Genomic DNA, 19,945 nt, shown 5'->3' on the forward strand with positions numbered 1-19,945 from the left:
CGGCTCGACCACGCTCGTGGCCGGCGCCGGGCTGGACCCGGCCGTGCTGCGCCCCGGTGACTTCGTGCGCGCCAAGATCACCGACAGTGTCGGTGTCGACCTGGTGGCGGTGCCGCTCGAGATGATCAGTCCGGCTGTGAGCTTCCGGCCATGACGCCGGTCAAGCCCGTTCCCCTGCTCAACGCGGCCAACGTCCTCACGGTCGTGCGGATGGTGCTCGTGCCGGTGTTCGTCGGCTGCGTCGTGGCGAGCGGCATGACCGGCGACAGCTGGCAGCTCGCGGCGGGGATCATCTTCGTCATCGCCTCGGCGACCGATTATGTCGACGGCTGGATCGCCCGCGCGCACAACCTGGTGACGTCGTTCGGCAAGGTCGCCGACCCGATCGCCGACAAGGCCCTCACCGGCGCGGCGCTCGTCCTGCTGTCGATCTACGACAAGCTGCCCTGGTGGGTGACCCTCGTCATCCTGGTCCGCGAGTGGGGCGTGACCGCCCTGCGGTTCTGGGTCATCCGGCACGGGGTCATCCCGGCCAGCCGGGGCGGCAAGGCCAAGACGGCGCTGCAGATCCTGGCCATCGGGTGGTATCTGTCGCCGCTGCCCGACGGCCTCGCCGCCGTCGGCCCATGGCTGATGTTCGCCGCCGTCGCGGTGACGGTCGTCACAGGTGCGGACTATGTCCTGCGGGCGATCCGCCTCCGGCGGTCGCCGCTGCCCTTTCCCGGTCCGGCGCCCGCCGTGGCGCCCCCAGCGGACGAGCCGGTCGTATGACGAATGACGCCGAAGCGATCCTCACGGCGCTCGCCGCCCGCGGTGAGACCCTCGCGGTGGCCGAGTCGCTGACCGGCGGGCTGCTGGCGGCCGCCTTCGTGGAGGTGCCGGGGGCCAGCCGGGTGTTCCGCGGGGGCATCGTGGCGTACGCAACAGCCCTGAAGGCGACACTCCTCGGCGTGCCCGCGCCGCTGCTCGACGCGCACGGCCCGGTCGACCCGTCGGTCGCGGCGGCGCTCGCCGCCGGGGCCCGCGAGCGGTGCGTCTCGGACTGGGCGGCCGCCACCACCGGGGTGGCCGGCCCCGATCCACAGGCTGGTCAGCCGGTCGGACGGGTCTACGTGGCGGTGGTCGGGCCGCCCGCGGCGCACGGGGAACCGGAGCGGGTCGAGGTGCGCGAGCTCACCCTCGAAGGCGACCGGCCGGCGATCCGGCGGGGGGCCGTCGAGGCGGCCGTCCGCCTGCTGGGCGAGACCCTCGCGGTCACCCTCACCCCTCGATAACTGCGGGGCGGGGTGTCGATCGGCTCCACACCAGGTACCGTGACGGGTACCAGTTTTCGCGGTCTTGCCAGCTGCGTCAGAGGGGGTGCCACCGTGCTGCTTCGTCGAGTCATCGGTGACGCGCTGCGCGCGCGACGGCAGGCCCAGCACCGCACGCTGCGCGAGGTGTCCACGGCCGCCAACGTGAGCCTGGGCTACCTGTCGGAGATCGAGCGCGGCCAGAAGGAAGCATCGAGCGAGCTGCTCGCCGCGATCTGCGAGGCGCTCGGCGCCGCGCTGTCCGAGGTCCTGCGTGACGTGAGCGACACGCTGGCGCTCTCCGAGGACCTGCCGCCGGTGCTCGTGCCGGTCGGCGCTCCGGACTCGGCCACGCCGGCACCCGCGTCCGCGGGCACGACCGCCTCGTCGGACGAGGCCGCCGTGGAGCCCGCTGCCGCTGCCGCGGGCGCCGGGCCGGAGGCGCGCCTGAGCCGGGGTACGCCCAAGGCCAAGATCTCGGCCGACGCGAAGCTCTCGGTCGCCGTCCGCCACGACGGGCCGCTGCGCACCACGCTGCGCGCGAGCCGCGGCCCGATCGACCGCGAGCGCGAGGTCGTCTACGCCGCCTGACCCGTTGGTGAAGCGGGCGTCAGGGGAGCACTCCGGGCAAGGTCAACCGGGTGGCCAGGGGGGACCGGGCGATTCGACCGCACCTGCCACACTGGTGCCACGCCGGGCACTCGGCGCATTGGCAGGCTTCTCGCGGAGGCGAACGAACCGTGACCTTCCCGGCACCGTACCAGCGGCGGCGCAGCCCCTTACCGATCATCATCGCGGTCGTGGTCGGTCTGGTCGCGATCTGCGGCGTCTACTTCGTGCTGACGGCCACCAAGGACGGCGACGAGCCGGAGGCCAACCCGCACCGGGACGGCTGCATCTCGCTCAACATCGCCGCGTCCAGCGAGAAGGCCGCGCTCCTCCAGCAGATCGCCAAGAGCTACATCCAGGACGACCGCCGGTTCGACGGCAAGTGCGCCGATCCGGTCGTGACCTCGAAGGCCTCGGGCGCCGCGCTCGACGCGCTGGCCGCCGGCTGGAACGCGGACAAGGACGGGCCGGTGCCGCAGGTCTGGACACCGGCGGCGTCCTCCTGGGTGTCGCTGCTGAAGCAGCGGCTGGCCGCCGGTGACAAGGGTGCGCTGGTGCCCGACGGGAAGCTGCCGACGATCGCGCAGTCGCCGCTGGTCCTCGCGATGCCCAAGCCGATGGCGGAGGCGCTCGGCTGGCCGGCGAAGCCGATCGGCTGGAGCGACGTCCTCGGGCTCACCAACGACCCGAACGGGTGGGGCTCGAAGGGGCACCCGGAGTGGGGCCGCTTCAAGCTCGGCAAGACCAACCCGCACTACTCGACCTCGGGCCTCAACGCCACGATCGGCGCCTACTTCGCGGCGACCGGCCGGTCGACCGACCTCACCGACAAGGACCTGTCGAACGCGGGCGTGCTCCAGTACGTGAAGTCGGTCGAGTCCGGCGTCGTCCACTACGGCGACACGACGCTGACGTTCCTGTCCAACCTCGCCGCGGCGGACCAGGCGGGGCGCGGCATGACGTACGTGAGCGCCGTCGCCGTCGAGGAGAAGTCGGTCTACGACTACAACCAGGGCAACCCGACCGGCGACCCGGCGCTGGCCGGGAAGGGGCCCAAGCCGCGGGTGCCGCTGGTCGCGGTCTACCCGAAGGAAGGCACGCTGCTGTCCGACCACCCGTACGTCGTGCTGACGAACGCGAGTGACGAGCAGAAGGCGGCGGCCGACGACTTCCTGGGGTACGTGAAGGACACCCAGCAGCAGAAGCGCTTCACCGACCTGGCGTTCCGCACGTTCGAGGGCAAGGGCGGCGCCGGCCTGAGCACCGCGAACGGCCTGCTGCCCGACGCGAAGTTCACCGTCATCGACCCGCCGGCGCCGCAGGTGCTGGAGAAGGCCCTGACGACCTGGGACGCCCAGCGCAAGCGGGCCAAGGTGCTGCTCGTGCTGGACGTGTCCGGCTCGATGAACAACGACGCCGGCAACGGGCAGACCCGCATCGAGCTGGCCAAGAAGGCTGCGCTCCAGTCGCTGACGATGTTCGCCCCGGACGACGAGGTCGGCCTCTGGACGTTCTCGACGGAGGTCAACGGGGCCGCGACGCCGTACACCGAGCAGGTCCCGATCGGCGCGCTGTCGGCCAACCGGTCCCGGCTGGAGCAGGTCGTCAAGTCGCTCAGCGCCGAGGGCGGCACCGCCCTCTACGCGACAACCCGGGCGGCCCAGAACAAGGTCGCCTCGGTCGCCGACCCGAGCCGCATCAACGCGGTCGTGGTGCTCACCGACGGCAAGAACGAGTACCCGAAGGACAGCGACATCGACGCCCTGGTCCGCGACATCGACACGGCCGAGAAGGAGATCCCGGTCCGCGTCTTCACCATCGCGTACGGCGGGCAGGCCGACCTCGGCGTCCTGCAACGGATCTCGTCGGCGTCGCGGGCGGCGGCCTACGATGCCAGCGATCCGACGACGATCGACAAGGTTCTGGTCAACGTCCTGAGCAACTTCTAGGGCACACTTACGGGCGTGGGCGTCAAGGAGCAGCTGACCGAGCCGTGGGGCCTCGTCGCGGCCGGCATCCTGGGCGGCCTGGGCGGGGCGGTCGCGGCCGCGCTCGCTCCGGCCGGCCTGCTGGTCGGCGTGCCGGTCGGGCTCGCCGTCGCCGGCGCCGTCTACGGCATCCGGGTCGGCCTCGGCGCGATGACCGACCGCGGCGGCGCCGGCCGGCCGCAGGTCAAAACGCCGCCCAACCTGCCGTCCCCGCCCCGGGGCAGCGACGCCGAGCGGTGGCTGCGCCGGGCCGGGGCCGCCGTGCGCACGCTGCGGCAGCAGTCGGAGGGCTCGCCCGACCCGATCCTGCGCGGCCAGATCGGCGAGGTCGACGACCAGGCGGCCGCCGCGCTCGACGACCTGGCCCGCTTCGCCGGCCAGGTCACGCTCATCGAGCAGTCGGCGGCCCGGATCAACGCGCCGCAGCTCGAGCAGGACCGCAGCCAGCTGCACCGCGGGCTGCGCGGCGTGCCGGCCGGGCCGCTGCGCGACGAGCGGGAGCGCGCGCTGCGGGCGATCAGCGACCAGCTCGACGTCGCCCGGCGGCTCCGCGAGGCCCGCGAGATGCTGCTCGCCCGCATGCAGGCGGCGGTGCTCGGGCTGGAGGGCCTCGTCGCCCGGATGTCGGAGCTGCTCGCCCTCCACGCCACCACCGCCGGCGGCGCGTCGCTCACCGCGTCGCGGGTCGCCGAGCTCACCAACGATCTCGAGGGGCTGCGTGCGGGCCTCGCCGAGGCGGAGCGGCTGTCCCGCACCGCGCTCTCGGGTGGAGGTGAGGGTAAGTGAGGAGGGGCAGCCCTGAGATCACCCTGACTTGTGTGAAGTTCCAACCAGTTTGACCGTATTTTCCGGGGGTTTGCCCTCAACGTGGGCGTGACGCTCTAGCGCGCGCCTGACACGATGGAATGGCGCACGTTCCTGTGCAGGCCGAGAGAGGACCGCGAAATGGCGAATCCGTTCGCTAAGGGCTGGAAGTACCTCATGGCGCTCTTCGGGGCCAAGATCGACGAGTACGCCGATCCGAAGGTGCAGATCCAGCAGGCGATCGAGGACGCGCAGCGTCAGCACCAGGCGCTGGTGCAGCAGGCCGCGGCCGTGATCGGCAACCAGCGGCAGCTCGAGATGCGGCTGTCGCGGCAGATGTCCGAGGTCGAGAAGCTACAGGGCTCGGCCCGTCAGGCGCTCGTGCTCGCCGACAAGTCGCGCGCCGAGGGTGACGAGGCCAAGGCCACGCAGTATGAGCAGACCGCCCAGGTGTTCGCGACCCAGCTGGTCGCCGCCGAGCAGGGCATGGAGGACCTCAAGACCCTCCACGACCAGTCGCTCAACGCGGCCGCCCAGGCGCGCAAGGCGGTCGAGAACAACGCGATGATGCTCCAGCAGAAGCTCGCCGAGCGCACCAAGCTGCTCAGCCAGCTGGAGCAGGCGAAGATGCAGGAGACGGTCGCCAAGTCGCTGGAGTCGATGAGCGGCCTCGCCGCCCCCGGCAACACCCCGTCGCTCGACGAGGTGCGCGAGAAGATCGAGCGCCGCTACGCCAACGCGATGGGCCGCGCCGAGCTCGCCTCAAACTCCGTCGAGGGGCGGATGCTGGAGGTGCAGCGCTCGACGCTCGACATGGCCGGCAGCTCCCGCCTCGACCAGATCCGCGCCAGCATGGCCGGCGAGAAGCTCGCCGCCACCCCGGACTCGCCCGCCGTCGCGGCGCCGACCGGGCAGAAGGACGCGAGCGTCGCCCGCCTCGACGAGATCCGGGCCAACATGAACAAGGACAAGGCGGCGGGGGACTCCGCCAGCGCGAGCTGAACCTGAGCGAATCCGGGGGGCGGGCAACATGGCCACGGCACGGACCAAGCACCTGAAGCGACTGCGGAGGCTGCACCGCTCCGCCCGGGGCTGGTCCGTGCGGGCCGGGCTGCTGACGGGCGCCACGGCGGTTCTCGTGCCGTACAGCGGGCTCGGCCTCCCCGACGCGTTCTGGGCGGCGGGGGCGGGTGGCTCCATCGCCATCGCGGTCTGGCGGTGGCTCGACCTCCGCGCCTTCCGGCGGCTCCCGGTCCCCGAGGAGCCCGACCCGGCGCTCGCCGGCGCACTCGCCCGCGAGAAGCTCGTCGGCCTCGTCCAGCGGCTCCCGGCCGGTAGGACGGTGCTGTCGGAGATCGACCGCCAGCGCGAGACGTTCCGGTTACGCGGCCTGACCGTCGCGGAGCCGTGGAAGCGGCTCGACCGCGCGTCGACCATGCTCAGCGGCCTGATCGGGCGGCTGGGTCCGGCCGCCGAGGCCGCCGTGCTCGACGCCACCGTGGCCGAGCAGTCGCTGCGCGACCTGGCCCAGCGCACGGCGTCGGTCGAGCGGGCGATGGGCCTCGGCCCGGCCGGCGAGTCGCTGCGCCCGGCCCACGCGATGCTCGCGGCCCAGCTGGAGCAGGGCGTGACGGCGTATGAGCAGTTCGTCACCGCCGCGGCCGGCTGCGTCGCCGAGGACAGTGCCACGGTCGGCAACCTGGCGGACGCGACGGCGTTCCTGCGCGGCGTCGCCGAGGGCCTCGCCGACCTCCGCACGGCCCCGAACCCGCGGCCCCAGCCGGCCTGAGACGCCGCCTACTCGTTCGGCAGCAAGTAGCGCCAGCTGGCGCGGATCAGCTTGCCGTCCGCGAGGCGGTAGGCCGGCCACGCGCCGCGCTGGTCCAGGTCGCGGGTCAGCACCCGGACGACGGCCCGGGCGGCGTCGCCGCCCAGGTCGGCCTTGCGCAGGCCCTCCGCGTCGGCCGCCGGCACCGTCACCTCGGCCGGCCAGGCCACCGCGTCGATCACCTCGTCCTCGGCCGGCACGGCCACCACCCGCACCCGGGCGGCCAGGTACGGCTGGGCCTTCGTCGACACCGTCTTGTGCACGGCCGCCAGGCGGTCGCGGGCCTCGTACAGCACGTCGGCATACAGGTGGTCGCTCTTCGTCTCGTCGAGCGCCTCGGCGCTGAACGAGAGCACGCCGGTGTCCGACCACACGGACACCTTGGTGACCGGTGCGTCGACGATCGTCGGGGTGGCCGTCGGCTTCTTCTGGGCGTCGGCCGAGCCGAGGTCGTTGGACAGCCCGTTCGCCAGCGACTGGAGCTGATCGGCGTCGAGCTGGGCCCGGTAGGCGGCGTCGGCGATCGCCTCGCCGTCGCCGAAGACGACCAGGCGCGGGGCGCGCAGCGCGAGCATGCCGGGGCTGGTGAAGCCGCCGGCGAGCTCCCAGGTCGCGAGCGGCGTGTCGGCGGGCGGCAGGACGGCGGGCGACTCGGTCAGGGTGACCCCCGGCGCGCTGTCACAGGCGCCCAGCCAGGCCGCGATCAGCGAGGCGCCGGCCCCGCGGACGAGGCCGCGCCGGCTCAGCCGGTGGTCCACCGCGGCTCCGCGGTCGTCGTGTTCATCGCTCCTCCCCAGAAGGCCCCACCAGAACGACGCCGGCCGTCCACAGGTGTGCCACCAAGACCCTACCCGGCGGCTGCTAGCCGTTTTCCGTCGGCGGTCGAGGGCCCGGCTGGCAGCGCTCGCACCAGTACGTGATGCGCTCGTGGTCGCCGCCCGTCCAGCGGCGAACCGTCGTGCCGCAGCGCCGGCACGGGCGGCCGGAGCGCTCGAAGACCCAGTTCGCCTCGCCGTGGCGCAGGGATCCGGTGGTCGCCTGGGTCCACCGGCCGCGGTTGGAGTTGAGGAGCCGGTGCGCGAGGTCCACCACCGCCGGCAGGTCGGGCACCTCGCCGACCGGCGTCCACGGGGACAGGCCGCGCAGGAACAGCGTCTCCGCCTTGTACAGGTTGCCGATCCCGGCCAGGTTCCGCTGGTCGAGCAGCGCGTCGGCGATCCAGCGCTCGGGCCGGCGGCCCAGCCGCGCGACCGCCTCGGCCGGGTCCCAGTCGTCGCCCATCAGGTCGGGGCCCAGGTGGCCGACGAGCCGCGACTCCTCGGCAGTGGGCACGATGTCGAGCTCGTGCAGGTGGTAGCCGACGCCGACCGCGGCCGGCGTCTGCAGCGCCACCCGGATGAGGTGGGCGGGGCGGCCCGACCAGCGCTCGCCGACCTTGTACGTGCGCCAGGTCCCGTCCATGCGCAGGTGCGAGTGGAGGGTGCGGCCCGCGGCGCCGTCGCGCGTGAACCGCAGCAGCAGGTGCTTGCCGCGGCAGGCGGAGTCGGCGATCGTCCATCCGGACAGGTCGGAGGTGGCGAGCCGCGGCACGCGGAAGTCGCTGCGCTCGATGACCTGCCCCTCGAGGACCTCGCCGATGACCCGTGCGGTGTTCCAGACGGTGTCGCCTTCGGGCATGCCCCCATCCTGCCCTGCTTCCGTTCCGGAAGACCGCCTCAGTCCGCGGCGGCGACCCAGTACATCTGGCGGTGGCCGCGGGACTCCATCGCCGTCGCGAGGGTGTCGGCGGCCGGGCGGGAGTTGACCCGGGCCACCTCGGCCCGGTTGCCGTTGTCGTCCTGGCGCCACACCACCCACGACTCGCCGCGGATCCGCGACGCCTGCGTGCGGGCGTCGGCGACGATCTCGCCGGCCTGGTGCTCGGCGACGGTCAGGATGCGGTCGACCTCGGAGCCGAGCTCGGCGAGCTCTTCCGCGACGGCCGGGACCGGGGCCGGGCGGTCGCCGGACGCCGCGTACCAGACCAGGGCCGCGCCGGTCAGCCCGGCGCCGGTCCACATCGCGGCCGGCGACGCGAGCAGCGCGCCCGCGAACGCTCCGGCGCCGACTCCCAGCATGAGGATCGACCAGCGTCTCATTGTTCACAGCGTAGGCGGCGGGCGCCACGGATGTCGGCCAGGGCCGCCACCAGGGCAAGTAGCAGGAAACCGATCGCCGCGAGCAGCGCCGCCGTCAGGGCCGCGTTCCAGCCGGCGTCGATGCGGGCGAAGAACACCGAGCCGATCGCCGCGATGCCGAACGCCGCCCCGATGCGCTGCGCGGTCTGCACGACGCCGGACGCGCTGCCGGACCGCTCGACGGGCACCTCGGCCAGGGTCAGCGTCTGGTTCGGCGTGATCACCAGCCCGCTGCCGATGCCGGCGACGAGCAGCGGCAGGGCGAGGTAGAGATGCACGGCGTCCGGCGGTACCACATGCACCACCGCGATCGACGCGGCGAATCCCGCCATGACCGCCACCAGGCCGAACGCCACCAAGGGGCGGCCGAAGCGGTTGACGATGCGGCCGCCGACGAACGCAGCCACGCCGGAGCCGACCGCGAACGGCGTCAGCGTCAACCCGGCGGCGAGGGCTGAGTAGCCGTGGCCCTGCTGGAGGTACAGCGTGAAAATGAAAAAGTTGGCGGTGAATCCCGCGAAATAGACGAGCACCACGATCGTCCCGAGGCGGTAGGAGCGGACCCGGAAGAGGCTGAGCTGGATCAGCGGCACCGCCCGGCGCGCGAAGCGCCGCTCCCATCCGGCAAATGCCCCGAGCGTGGCCAGACCGGTCACCACCAGCAGCCACTTCGCGGGCGTCTGCCACTGCCGCCCCTCCACCAGCGGCAGCAGGATCTGCACCACGGCCAGGCCGAGCAGCACCACGCCGACCGGGTCGAGGGTCTCGCGGCGGCGCCGCTCGGGCGGCCGGCGCGGGATGATCCGCCAGCCCAGCACCGCCGCCGCCAGGCCGACCGGCACGTTGATGTAGAAGATCCAGCGCCAGCCCTCGGCCGGTCCGGCGACGTGGATGAGCAGGCCGCCGAGCAGCGGGCCGATAGCGGTGGCGAGCCCGACCGTGGCGCCCAGCAGGCCGAACGGGCGGGCCCGCTCGGCGGGCTGGTAGAGGCGCTGGATCAGGCCGGTGACCTGCGGGTTGAGCACGCCGGCGGCGGCGCCCTGCAGCAGCCGGGCGGCGACCAGCCAGGCCTCGTCGCGGGCCGCGCCCGCGAGCGCGCTGGTGAGCGTGAAGGCGAGCAGGCCGGCGACGAACACGCCGCGGATGCCGCGCGCGTCGCCGAAGCGGCCGGCGGGCACCAGCAGCAGGCCGAACGTGAGCGCGTAGCCGGACAGCACCCACTGCAGGCCGCTGTCGCCGACGCCGAGGCCGGCCTGGATCGAGGGGATCGCCACGTTCACGATGCTCACGTCGAGCAGGGTCATGAACGCGGCCACGAGGCCGACCGCGAGCGCGCGGTCACGCATTGAGGACCTGGCGGGTCATCGGGGTCAGGCGCTGGCAGAGCGCGGGGTGCGGCCAGGTGACGCTGCGCAGCTCGTCGGAGTACGACATCCAGTACTTGCCGCTGCCGTCGTGGTCGAAGTACGCGTGCGACTCGTACGCGACGTTGTTCGCCGGGTCGGTGATCCACGCGACCGGGTGCATCTGCCCCCACGACGGCGGCCCCATCGGGACGTACCCGCTGACCAGGATCGCCCGCCGGTCCCCGATGCGGCGCAGGGCGTCGACCGACTGCTGCGCGGCCCGCTCCCAGATGAGCGCGCCGGCCCGTCCGTCGGCGGCCAGCCGGGTCGGCTCGTTGAGCAGGCCCAGGCCGACGACCGCGGGATTGTCCGCAACCGGGCTCATCCGCTGCCAGAAGTCGGCGAGCGCGGTCGTCGGCAGGGCGTCCTCGCCGAGCCGCAGCATCCGCAGGTGGCCCGTGTCGCCGCCGCCGTCCGCGTAGTCGCCGTAGTTGTGCAGGTCGACGATCACCTTGAGGCCGGCCGCCTGCGCGTGGCTGAGCGCCTGGCGGACCCGCTCGACCTCGACCTGGTCGAGCGGGCCGAACGGCCGTGGCTGGAGCCGCTCCCAGTTCACCGCCAGCCGCACGAGGTGGATGCCGCGGCTCGCCAGGAACCGGTAGCTCTCCGGCGTCTCGTACGTGTAGTCGTGCCCGTAGCGGCCGGGGTTGGCGGTGCCGAAGCCGCCGTTGCTGTCGGAGGCGGCGAAGGAGCCCGCGGCGAGGTTGACGCCTCTGAGGTACCGCGGCGTCGTCCCGTGCGACTCGACGACCTTCGCCTGCGGGCCGGCCACGTCGACGTCGAGGTGCTGGCCGAGCGCCACGGGCCGGTAGACGGCCATCGGGTAGTTGGCCGGCCAGGCGCCGGCCGCCCACGCGGTGACCGGCAGCCCGACGATGTCGGCCGCGTCGTACCAGGCCTCGGCGACGCCGCTCCACTGCGCGGCGTCACGGTCGGCCGGCCAGCCCATCTCGCCGATGAACCCGCTGGCGTGGTTGCGGCGCAGCCAGGCGGAGAAGTTGGCGAGGCCGGCGACGGCCCGTGCCTGCACGATGTCCTGCACGCACATTTCCCTCGCCGGCCTTGGCGGCTGCATCGGTACCACAAGCGCCGCCACCAGCAGCAGGACGACCGCGACCAGCGGCGGGGCCTTGCGCACGCCTGCGCACTGCCCGCTTCTGCGTTGGTCATGCCTTGCTTATGCCTTGCGCGCCACTCCTCCGTACACCGCGACCTGGGTGTCGGTGGCGTCGGGGTTGACGTCGGCGTCGGGGCGCCACTTCGTGACGATCGGCAGGCCCGGCTCGACCAGCTCCAGGCCGGTGAAGAAGCGGGCGATGTCGTCGTGCGGGCGCACCTGCATCGTCACGCCCTGCTTCGCGTAGATCGCCGCGACCCGATCCCAGGCGGCCGCGTCGAAGTCGCCGGTCAGGTGGGTCAGCGTGAGGAAGCTCCCCGACGGCAGCGCGTCGACCAGCTGCTGCACGATCTCGTACGGCTTGTCGGCGTCGCCCACGAAGTGCATGATCGCGATGAGCAGCAGCCCCACCGGCTGGTTGAGGTCGATGACCTCGCGCAGCGCGGGCGCGTTCAGGATGCGGTCGACGTTGCGCAGGTCGGCGTCGATGTACTCGGTGCGGCCCTCGGGCTTGCTCGTCAGCAGCGCCCGCGCGTGCGCCAGCACGATCGGGTCGTTGTCGACGTAGACGATCCGCGAGTCGGGCGCGAGGGCCTGGGCGACCTCGTGCACGTTGGGTGAGGTCGGGATGCCGGTGCCGATGTCGAGGAACTGGCGGATGCCCTGCTCCCGGGCCAGGTACTCGACCGCGCGGCGCAGGAAGTTGCGGTTCTCGCGCGGTGGGATCCGGCTGTTGGGGTTGGCCTTGAGGCCGGCCTCGGCGGCGGTGCGGTCGGCCGGGAAGTTGTCCTTGCCGCCGAGCAGGTAGTCGTAGACCCGGGCCGGGTGGGGCCGGTTGGTCTGGAGGTCGACCGGCTCCTTGGTCGCGTCGGGCTTGGGCTTCATCCAGTCGGCGCCTGACATGTCCGCTCTCCGCATGTGTGATCGGCTTGGGTATTCCCGTCCGGCTCGGATCATATGCCGGGAACCCGGCTATCCGAGATGGCCCGAATCGCCGATCGTCAGCGTGACCCGGTCGCCGGGCTTCACGTTGAGCCGCTCGGCGGCGCGGCCCTGGTTGACGGCCACGGCCAGGTGGCCGGCGGAGTCGGTCAGGACGACCAGCTCACCGGGCTCCACGGCGCCGAACGTGCTGCCGCTCCGGGCCGGTTGCCCGTTGACCTCGGCGATGTCGGTGCCGGCGTCGGCTTTGGCCGCGAGCTGCACGTTGCCGAACCGGTCCACGGTCAGCACCTCGGCGACGATGCCGCTGTTCGTCCGCACGACGTGGGGCTTTCCGAGCTCCTCGAGGTCGTTGATCGCTTCGCCGGCGGTGCTCAGGTCGTCGCCGCGCGCCAGGCGGGCGGCCACCGGCGCGAAGATGTCCCGGCCGTGGAAGGTGGCGGATACGGTACCGCCGAACCACGCGCTGTTGGTGAGATGTACTGCTGTCGATATGCCGCCCAGCGCCTCGGCGGCCGGGATCAGCAGTCCGTTGTCGGGGCCGACGAGGTAGTGGTCGCCATTGGTCCGGATCGCGATCGGCCGTCTCTTCGTGCCGACGCCCGGGTCGACGACCGCGAGGTGCACCGATGTCGGAAGCGACGGCACCGTCTGTGCGAGCACGAGGGACCCTCTTCTGATGTCGCCCGGCGGGATCAGGTGCGTCACGTCGATGATCCGCGCGCTCGGCGCCAGCTGCGCGATCACGCCGTGACAGGCGGCGACGAACCCGTCATCGAGCCCGTAGTCGGTGGTGAACGAGATCCATTGCACGGCCACCACGATAGTGTCGGACTCATGCGGCTTTGCGTGTTCACCGAACCCCAGCAGGGTGCCAGTTACGAGGACCAGCTCGCCATCGCGCAGCGGGCCGAGGCGCTCGGCTTCGAGGCGTTCTTCCGTTCCGACCACTACGTTTCGATGGGCGGCACCGGACTGCCCGGCCCGACGGACTCCTGGGTGACGCTGGGAGCGCTCGCCCGCGAGACGTCGACGATCCGGCTCGGCACGCTCGTCACCTCGGCGACGTTCCGCTACCCGGGCCCGCTGGCGGTCGCGATCGCCCAGGTCGACGCGATGAGCAACGGCCGGGTCGAGGTCGGCCTGGGCGCGGGTTGGTTCGAGGTCGAGCACACCGCGTACGGCATCCCGTTCCCGCCCGTCGGCGAGCGCTTCGACCGCCTGTCCGAGCAGCTGGCGATCCTGACCGGCCTGTGGTCGACCCCGGCCGGCCAGACGTTCTCCTTCGAGGGCCGGTACTACGACATCGTGGACTCCCCGGCCCTTCCCAAGCCGGTCCAGCAGCCCGGCCCGCCGGTCATCATCGGCGGCAAGGGCCCGCGCCGCACGCCGCAGCTGGCGGCCCGCTACGGCGACGAGTTCAACGTCCCGTTCTCGACCCTGGCCGACACCGACGCCGCGTACAAGCGGGTCGTGGCGGCCATCGAGGAGGAGGGCCGCGACGGCCGGGCCCCGATCGTGTTCTCGTTCGCCCAGACCATCATCTGCGGCGAGACCGAGTCCGACATCCGCCGCCGCGCCGAGTCGGTGGGCCTGGACCCGGACGGCCCGCGCGACCGCGGCGGCCAGATCTACGGCACCCCGTCCCAGGTGGCCGAGCAACTGAGCGAGTTCGCCAAGGCGGGCGCGTCCCGCGCGTTCCTGCAGCTGCTGGACATGCGCGACCTGGACCACCTGGAACTGATCGCGGCCGAGGTGGCCCCCCTCCTCCCGTAGCGGTGCCTGTTCGCGAGCGGTGGGGGCCGGGCTCCCACCGCTCGCTTCGGCCTGGCGCCGACGGCGGCCGTGGACCGCACGCCCGTTGACCACCCCGACCCGGCTGCTCGGGCACGGTGATCCGGCGCCGGGCTTCGCTCGACGCTCCTTTTGTCCGGCTCGGTCCGGCTGCTCGGCGGGCAGGGTGAGCCGGCGCCGGGCTCCGCTCGACGCTCCTTCCGGCCCGGCCCGATCCTCCGGCGGGCGCGGTCAGCCGCGGAGGCGGAGGCCCCTCGGCGTGCTGCGGAAGCCGGCCGCGGATAAAGCCTCGCGTAGCGGGGAGGCCAGGATCGACTCGCCGTCGGCGCGCTCGACGGACAGGGCACCGAGCGCGCCGCCGTGCACAGCGTCGGCGAGGGCCTTCGCCGCGAGGGCGAGCAGCTCGGGATCGTCCACGTACGACAACAGGGTCCGGCCGCCCCGCTCCACATACAGAACCAGGTCGCCGCCCACCGTCACGACCAGCGCGCCCGCCTTGCGCCCGGCCCGGTGGCCGGCTCGCTCGCCGTCGCCGGCGTCGACGACGCGGTCGGGCCAGGGGAGCGCTGCCCCGTACGGATTGGCGGGGTCCGTCGCCGCCAGCACCAGCGAGTCGCGGCTCTCGGTGCCGCCCCGCAGCCGATCGACCGCCCCCGGCAGCGCGAACTGGGCCGCGCCGAGCCCCTCCACGAAATACCCACGCCGGGCCGCGCCCCGCTCCTCCATCGCGGCAAGCACCGGATAGACCCCGGCGAACGCGCCGGGAAGGTCCTCGGCCATGACCGCCCCGCGCGTGACGATGCCGTGCCGGTCGAGCAGCAGTTCGGCGTTGGCCGTCGCGCGGCGGGTCGGGTCGAGGTCGCGGTCGGGCAGGCGGTGCCAGCGCCCGGCAGCCGTGGGCGGGCCGGTCCGCGCGACGGCGAGCGACGCGCGGGCCAGCGCCGACCCCGGCCGCCGGTACCGTGACCGCGGCGCCGACGGCCGCGACCGATGCGCGCCGCCCCCGCCGAGCTTCGCCCGCAGCGGTGCCAGCGTGTCGTTGGAGATCCGGCCGGCCCAGACGAGGTCCCACAGCGCCGCGATGAGGTCCGCCTCCGAGAAGCCGGCGCCCCCACGCGCGTTCCCGACCGCCGCAACTGGCTCGCCAGCCCGCTGGCTTTGGTGAAGGTCGGCGTCCCCGAGTCTTGCCCGCGCGCCGTTGCGGGGCGCGCGCTCGCTCGCGGCGCCGTCTCGTGCTGCCTCCCCGCCGTTGGGCGTCGGGGGCGGGTCCGGCAGGGCGGCGGCGGGGGGAGCGGACGCGAGGATCTCGGTGACGCGGTCGGCGAGCGTGCGCAGGAACAGGGCCTGGCCACCGTCCAGCGCCGTGAGGATGGCGTCGTGGAGGGGGCCGCCGACGTCGGTCGGTGGGTGGAGCAGGAGCGGGGCCGTGTCGGCGAACGCGAGGCTCAGCCAGCCGTCGTGCTCGCCGATGGCGCCGGCGCCGGACCAGACCAGGTCGCCGGAGGCGCACAGCTCGTCGAGATACGCCGGGGTGTAGTCGGCGACGCGGGCCGGCAGGATCAGGCGCTCCAGCGCGGAGGCCGGCATGGCGATGCCCTGGAGCTGCTCGATGGCCGACGCGACGGCCTCGACGCCGCGGGCCCGCGAGGCGCCGATGTGGTGCCACTGCGGCAGGAAGCGGGCGAGCGCGCGCGGCGGCACCGGCTCGATCTCGCGGCGCAGGGCGGCGAGCGAGCGGCGGCGCAGCAGGCGCAGGATCTCGGCGTCGCACCACTCGGTGCCGGCGCCGCCGGGGGAGAACTCGCCGGACACCGTCGAGGTCAGGCGGCGCAGCGCCTGCTCGACGACGAACACCCCGAGCCCGAACCGCGCCGCGCAGGTCATCGCGAGGAACGGCCCGTGCGTGCGCGCGTAACGGGAGACCAGGTCGCCGAGCGGGTCGGCGACGGGCTCCAGGTAGGCGGCGGGCAGGCCGACGGGCAGCGCCACGCCGAGCGCGTCGCGGAGCCGGCCGGCGTCCTCGACCGAGATCCAGCGCGCCTCACCGGCGACCCGCACCTGGATCGCCCGCCGCTGGGCGGCCAACTCGGCGGCCCAGGCCGGGTCGGCACCGCGCTCGGTCAGCTCGGCGTCGGACAGGTCGCCGAGCACGCGCAGCATCTCGGCCACGTCCTCGGCGTCGCGCGGGGTGCGCTGGGCGCCGCGCCACTGCAGGGTGCGCTCGGTCTCGGTGACGACCTCCGGGTCGAGCAGCTCGCGCAGCTCGACCCGGCCGAGCAGCTCGGCGAGCAGTGTCGGGTCGAGCGCGAGCGCGGCGGCCCGCCGCTCGGCCAGCGGAGCGTCGCCCTCGTAGAGGAACGCGCCGACGTAGCCGAACAGCAGCGACCGCGCGAACGGCGACGGCCGCTGCGTCTCCACCTCGACCATGCGCAGCTTGCGGCCGGCGATGTCGCGCATGACGCCGACGAGGCCGGCAACGTCGAACACGTCCTGGAGGCACTCCCGGGCGGCCTCCAGCGTGATCGGGAAGTCGGCATAGTCCCGGGCCACGTCGAGCAGCTGGGCCGAGCGCTGGCGCTGCTGCCAGAGCGGCTGGCGGCGGCGCGGGTCGCGGCGGGGCAGCAGCAGCGCGCGGGCCGCACACTCACGGAACCGGGCGGCGAACATCGCCGACGTGCCGACCGTCTCCTCGACGATGCCGGCGATCTCGTCGGGGTCGAACGCCACCAGGTCGGCGCCCGGCGGCTCGTCGACCACGTCGGGGAGCCGGACCACGATGCCGTCGTCGCTCGGCATCACCTGACCGTCCACGCCGTAGCGCTCGTTGAGCCGCCGCCCGATCGCCAATGCCCACGGCGCGTTGACCCGCGCGCCCAGGACACAGTGGACGGTCAGCCGCCAGTCGCCGAGCTCATCGCGGAACCGCTCCACGAGCACGGTGCGGTCGTCGGGCAGGTGCCGGGTCGCCTCGCGCTGCTCCCGCAGATAGGCCAGGAGGTTGTCGGCGGCCCAGTCGTCGAGCCCGCCGGTCCGCAGGTGCGCGCGGGCGGCCTCGTCGCCCGACTTCACGAAGCCGCGCAGCCGCGCGCCGATCGCCCGGCCCAGCTCGACGGGCCGGCCGGGGGAGTCGCCCTTCCAGAACGGCATCTTGGCGGCGGCGCCCGGCGCGGGGGAGACCAGCACCCGGTCGGGCGTGATGTCCTCGATGCGCCACGACGTGGAGCCGAGCAGGAAAACGTCGCCGACCCGAGACTCGTACACCATCTCCTCGTCGAGCTCGCCGACCCGCGCCGCCTTCTCGGCACCGGCCAGGAACACGCCGAACAGGCCCCGGTCGGGAATCGTCCCGCCGCTGGTTACGGCCAGCCGCTGGGCGCCCGGCCGCGCGGTGAGCACGCCCTCGGTGCGGTCCCAGACCACGCGCGGTCGCAGCTCGGCGAACGCCGTCGACGGATAGCGGCCGGCGAGCATGTCGAGCACCGCGAACAGCGCCGACTCCGGCAGGTCGGCGAAGACTGCGGTGCGGCGGACCAGCGCGGCCAGCTCGTCGACGTGCCAGGGCTCCATCGCGACCATCGCGATGATCTGCTGGGCCAGCACGTCGAGCGGGTTGCGCGGATAGCGCAGCTCCTCGATGCCGCCCTCGACCATCCGCTCGGCCACCACGGCGCACGAGACCAGGTCGCCCCGGTGCTTGGGGAACACCACGCCGCGGGAGACGGCGCCGACCTGGTGCCCGGCCCGGCCGACCCGCTGCAGCCCGGCCGCGACGCTGGGCGGCGCCTCGATCTGCACCACCAGGTCGACCGAGCCCATGTCGATGCCCAGCTCCAGGCTGGAGGTGGCGACGACGGCCGGCAGCTGCCCGGACTTGAGCGCCTCCTCGATGTGCTTGCGCTCCTCGCGGGACACGCTGCCGTGGTGCGCGCGGGCGACGACGGGCGGCGCCCCGTTGGCCGTGCCGGCCTGGGCCATCATCTCGGCCGGCGTGCGCGGCTGGTCGGGCTGCGGCACCCCGGCGCGGGCGCCGGCGAGCTCGTTGATCCGGGCGCAGAGCCGCTCGGCGCCGCGGCGGGAGTTGGTGAACACGATCGTCGAGCGGTGTGCCTCGATGAGGTCGAGCACCCGCTCCTCGACCGCCGGCCAGATGGAGGCCTGCCGCGGCCCGTCCTCGTCGTCCTCGCCGCCCGCGGTCTCGCCCAGTGCGGTCATGTCCTCGACCGGCACCTGGACCTCGACCTCGATCGTCTTGGCCGTGGGCGGCTGAACGACCTCGACCGGCGCGGCGCCCCCGAGGAAGCGGGCCGTCTCGTCGATCGGCCGCACGGTCGCCGACAGCCCGACCCGCTGGGCCGGCCGCTCCAGCAGCGCGTCGAGCCGCTCCAGGGACAGCGCCAGGTGCGCGCCGCGCTTGGTGGCGCACACGGCGTGGACCTCGTCGACGATCACCGTCTCGACACCGCGCAGCGACTCCCGCGCCTGCGACGTGAGCAGCAGATAGAGCGACTCCGGCGTGGTGATGAGAATGTCGGGCGGCGTGCGGGTGAACGCGCGCCGCTCGTCGGCCGGGGTGTCGCCGGTGCGCATCGCCACCCGGATGTCCGGCGGCTCCATCCCGAGCCGGGCGGCGGCCTGCCGGATGCCGGTCAGCGGGGCGCGCAGGTTGCGCTCGACGTCGACCGCGAGGGCCTTCAGCGGGCTGACATAGAGCACCCGGCAGCGCTTGGCCGGGTCGGCCGGTGGGTGCGCGGCGAGCTGGTCGAGGGACCACAGGAACGCGGCCAGGGTCTTGCCGGAGCCGGTCGGCGCGACGACGAGCGCGTGCCGACCGGCGGAGATCGCCTTCCACGCTCCTGCCTGCGCCGCGGTCGGCGCCGCGAACGCCGCGCGGAACCACTCGCGCGTCGCTGCCCCGAATCCACCGAGCTCTTTCATGCCACCCATCCTGCCTCGGGGGTACGACACTTTCCGAACCATCGGTCGATCGCATTAGGGCTATTTGCCCGAATTGAGGAGTTTGGCTAAGATGTGCCAATCTCCGCGCGGCGGCACCATCGCCGCGACGGAGCGAACGGGCACGACAGCACGCACAGGAGTCGCCGGTGGCAGGACAACGCACGATCGCCGAACGGACGGTCCGGCAGGAGCCCGACGTGCTGGTGTGGCAGCTGGACACGTACCTCGCGACGCTGCCCTCCGGCCGCCCCGCCGCCGACGTCGACCACGCCGAGCGGGTCGCCGCCGCCCTGCGCCGCCTCGTCGCCGAGACGTCCGGCGCGAGCGCGGTCGACCGGGCGCGCGTCCGGGCCGCCGTCCACTACTTCGTCTACCAGCGGCCCGCCCGCTTCGCGCTGCTCACCGGCGGCCGCGCCGCGCCCGAGCGGCGCCGCAAGGACCACCGCGTGGTCAACGACCTGCTGCGCGAGCTCGGCCGCCCCGACCTCGTGGTGGCCGATCCGCCGACCGGCTGACGCACCGAGCCTGCCTGGCCGGGCAGCGAAGGGGTCCCTCACCAGCCGCCGGCGAGGGACCCCCCATTGGTCGCGCGTCAGGACAGGCTGGCCGTCGCGAGCTTCACGCTGAACGCCACGAACGCCCCGCCGACCATCGTGCTCAGCCCGGCGGCCAGCTTGCGCCGCGACCGGAACTGGTCGGCGAGATACCGCCCGCCGAAGATCAGCACGGTGAGATACAGCGCGGACAGCACCTCGGCGATCACGCCCAGGATCAGGAAGCTCACCGCCGGATGCGGATAGGCCGGGTCGACGAACTGGATGAAGAACGAGACGAAGAACAGGATCGCCTTCGGGTTGAGCAGGCTGACCACCAGCGCGCGGCGGAACGGCCGGTCAGCCGGCGCCTCGGGCTGTGCCGCCCCCGCCGCCTGCACCGCGGGCCCGCGGCGTAACCGCCGCACGGTGTCGACCACCAGCCGCAGGCCGATGTAGGCAAGGTAGACCGCGCCCGCGTACTTCACCAGGTTGAACA

18 protein-coding genes and 1 pseudogene are annotated in these 19,945 nt (G+C 73.5%); 10 read left to right on the plus strand and 9 right to left on the minus strand.

Annotated elements, in window-relative coordinates; all coding sequences use genetic code 11:
• The 8 genes and pseudogenes from ABZS66_RS50860 to ABZS66_RS50895 all read left to right on the plus strand — a co-directional run.
• Positions 1–154 (plus strand): annotated as a pseudogene (locus ABZS66_RS50860) (30S ribosomal protein S12 methylthiotransferase RimO); the annotation flags it as partial.
• Positions 151–771, plus strand: a complete 621-nt coding sequence (gene pgsA, locus ABZS66_RS50865; RefSeq protein WP_354770294.1) for a CDP-diacylglycerol--glycerol-3-phosphate 3-phosphatidyltransferase — start codon at positions 151–153, stop codon at positions 769–771. The pseudogene ABZS66_RS50860 and the gene pgsA, both read left to right, overlap by 4 nt.
• Positions 768–1,274 (plus strand): CinA family protein, encoded by a 507-nt coding sequence (locus tag ABZS66_RS50870; protein WP_354770295.1) that lies wholly within the window; start codon positions 768–770, stop codon positions 1,272–1,274. The genes pgsA and ABZS66_RS50870 overlap by 4 nt, the downstream gene beginning before the upstream one ends.
• A gap of 93 nt (positions 1,275–1,367) precedes the next feature.
• The gene (locus ABZS66_RS50875) at positions 1,368–1,883 is read left to right on the plus strand and encodes a helix-turn-helix transcriptional regulator (protein ID WP_354770296.1); all 516 of its coding nucleotides are present in this window, start codon (positions 1,368–1,370) and stop codon (positions 1,881–1,883) included.
• Positions 1,884–2,032: 149 nt separating this feature from the next.
• Complete coding sequence (locus tag ABZS66_RS50880) at positions 2,033–3,850, plus strand: extracellular solute-binding protein (protein ID WP_354770297.1); 1,818 nt, start codon at positions 2,033–2,035, stop codon at positions 3,848–3,850.
• A gap of 15 nt (positions 3,851–3,865) precedes the next feature.
• Entirely contained in the window at positions 3,866–4,675 is an 810-nt protein-coding gene (locus ABZS66_RS50885) for a hypothetical protein (protein ID WP_354770298.1), read from the plus strand.
• Between the two features lie 159 nt (positions 4,676–4,834).
• Positions 4,835–5,695, plus strand: a complete 861-nt coding sequence (locus ABZS66_RS50890; RefSeq protein WP_354770299.1) for a PspA/IM30 family protein — start codon at positions 4,835–4,837, stop codon at positions 5,693–5,695.
• Positions 5,696–5,723: 28 nt separating this feature from the next.
• Positions 5,724–6,482 (plus strand): hypothetical protein, encoded by a 759-nt coding sequence (locus ABZS66_RS50895; protein WP_354770300.1) that lies wholly within the window; start codon positions 5,724–5,726, stop codon positions 6,480–6,482.
• 8 nt (positions 6,483–6,490) lie between these two features.
• Here ABZS66_RS50895 and ABZS66_RS50900 read toward each other — a convergent pair whose 3' ends face one another.
• From ABZS66_RS50900 to ABZS66_RS50930, 7 genes are all read right to left on the minus strand, one after another.
• The gene (locus tag ABZS66_RS50900) at positions 6,491–7,279 is read right to left on the minus strand and encodes a hypothetical protein (RefSeq protein WP_354770301.1); all 789 of its coding nucleotides are present in this window, start codon (positions 7,277–7,279) and stop codon (positions 6,491–6,493) included.
• Between the two features lie 103 nt (positions 7,280–7,382).
• Complete coding sequence (locus tag ABZS66_RS50905; protein WP_354770302.1) at positions 7,383–8,198, minus strand: DNA-formamidopyrimidine glycosylase family protein; 816 nt, start codon at positions 8,196–8,198, stop codon at positions 7,383–7,385.
• A gap of 38 nt (positions 8,199–8,236) precedes the next feature.
• Positions 8,237–8,659 carry a hypothetical protein gene (locus ABZS66_RS50910; protein WP_354770303.1) on the minus strand — a complete coding sequence of 141 codons (423 nt, stop codon included), beginning with the start codon at positions 8,657–8,659 and terminating at the stop codon, positions 8,237–8,239.
• A complete protein-coding gene (locus ABZS66_RS50915; RefSeq protein ID WP_354770304.1) occupies positions 8,656–10,044 on the minus strand; it encodes an MFS transporter in 1,389 nt (462 codons plus the stop codon). Before ABZS66_RS50915 ends, ABZS66_RS50910 begins: the two co-directional genes overlap by 4 nt.
• Positions 10,037–11,242 (minus strand): cellulase family glycosylhydrolase, encoded by a 1,206-nt coding sequence (locus tag ABZS66_RS50920; RefSeq protein ID WP_354770305.1) that lies wholly within the window; start codon positions 11,240–11,242, stop codon positions 10,037–10,039. Before ABZS66_RS50920 ends, ABZS66_RS50915 begins: the two co-directional genes overlap by 8 nt.
• 39 nt (positions 11,243–11,281) lie before the next feature.
• Entirely contained in the window at positions 11,282–12,124 is an 843-nt protein-coding gene (locus ABZS66_RS50925; RefSeq protein WP_354770306.1) for an SAM-dependent methyltransferase, read from the minus strand.
• Between the two features lie 69 nt (positions 12,125–12,193).
• On the minus strand, positions 12,194–12,985 hold the full coding sequence (locus ABZS66_RS50930) for an SAM-dependent chlorinase/fluorinase (RefSeq protein WP_354770307.1): 792 nt from the start codon (positions 12,983–12,985) through the stop codon (positions 12,194–12,196).
• A 15-nt stretch (positions 12,986–13,000) separates the two neighbouring features.
• Between ABZS66_RS50930 and ABZS66_RS50935 the strand changes: the two genes are divergently transcribed.
• The gene (locus tag ABZS66_RS50935) at positions 13,001–13,939 is read left to right on the plus strand and encodes an LLM class F420-dependent oxidoreductase (RefSeq protein ID WP_354770308.1); all 939 of its coding nucleotides are present in this window, start codon (positions 13,001–13,003) and stop codon (positions 13,937–13,939) included.
• 249 nt (positions 13,940–14,188) lie between these two features.
• Here the strand turns inward: ABZS66_RS50935 and ABZS66_RS50940 are convergent, their stop codons facing one another.
• A complete protein-coding gene (locus ABZS66_RS50940) occupies positions 14,189–18,892 on the minus strand; it encodes an ATP-dependent helicase (RefSeq protein WP_354770309.1) in 4,704 nt (1,567 codons plus the stop codon).
• A gap of 167 nt (positions 18,893–19,059) precedes the next feature.
• Here ABZS66_RS50940 and ABZS66_RS50945 point away from each other — a divergent pair, with 167 nt between their 5' ends.
• Complete coding sequence (locus ABZS66_RS50945) at positions 19,060–19,428, plus strand: hypothetical protein (protein WP_354770310.1); 369 nt, start codon at positions 19,060–19,062, stop codon at positions 19,426–19,428.
• Positions 19,429–19,505: 77 nt separating this feature from the next.
• Here the strand turns inward: ABZS66_RS50945 and leuE are convergent.
• A partial coding sequence (gene leuE, locus ABZS66_RS50950) for a leucine efflux protein LeuE (RefSeq protein WP_354770311.1) occupies positions 19,506–19,945 on the minus strand: 440 nt, incomplete at its 5' end.

The organism is Dactylosporangium sp. NPDC005572 (assembly GCF_040605515.1).
Classification (GTDB): Bacteria; Actinomycetota; Actinomycetes; order Mycobacteriales; family Micromonosporaceae; genus Dactylosporangium.

Excerpts from the sequence above, each read along its gene's own strand:
- pgsA (WP_354770294.1), top strand. The coding sequence starts at position 151 with ATGACGCCGGTCAAGCCCGTTCCCCTGCTCAACGCGGCCAACGTCCTC.
- ABZS66_RS50905 (WP_354770302.1), bottom strand. The coding sequence starts at position 8,198 with ATGCCCGAAGGCGACACCGTCTGGAACACCGCACGGGTCATCGGCGAG.
- ABZS66_RS50890 (WP_354770299.1), top strand. The coding sequence starts at position 4,835 with ATGGCGAATCCGTTCGCTAAGGGCTGGAAGTACCTCATGGCGCTCTTC.
- ABZS66_RS50940 (WP_354770309.1), bottom strand. The coding sequence starts at position 18,892 with ATGAAAGAGCTCGGTGGATTCGGGGCAGCGACGCGCGAGTGGTTCCGC.
- ABZS66_RS50935 (WP_354770308.1), top strand. The coding sequence starts at position 13,001 with ATGCGGCTTTGCGTGTTCACCGAACCCCAGCAGGGTGCCAGTTACGAG.
- ABZS66_RS50910 (WP_354770303.1), bottom strand. The coding sequence starts at position 8,659 with ATGAGACGCTGGTCGATCCTCATGCTGGGAGTCGGCGCCGGAGCGTTC.
- ABZS66_RS50925 (WP_354770306.1), bottom strand. The coding sequence starts at position 12,124 with ATGTCAGGCGCCGACTGGATGAAGCCCAAGCCCGACGCGACCAAGGAG.
- ABZS66_RS50915 (WP_354770304.1), bottom strand. The coding sequence starts at position 10,044 with ATGCGTGACCGCGCGCTCGCGGTCGGCCTCGTGGCCGCGTTCATGACC.
- ABZS66_RS50870 (WP_354770295.1), top strand. The coding sequence starts at position 768 with ATGACGAATGACGCCGAAGCGATCCTCACGGCGCTCGCCGCCCGCGGT.
- ABZS66_RS50895 (WP_354770300.1), top strand. The coding sequence starts at position 5,724 with ATGGCCACGGCACGGACCAAGCACCTGAAGCGACTGCGGAGGCTGCAC.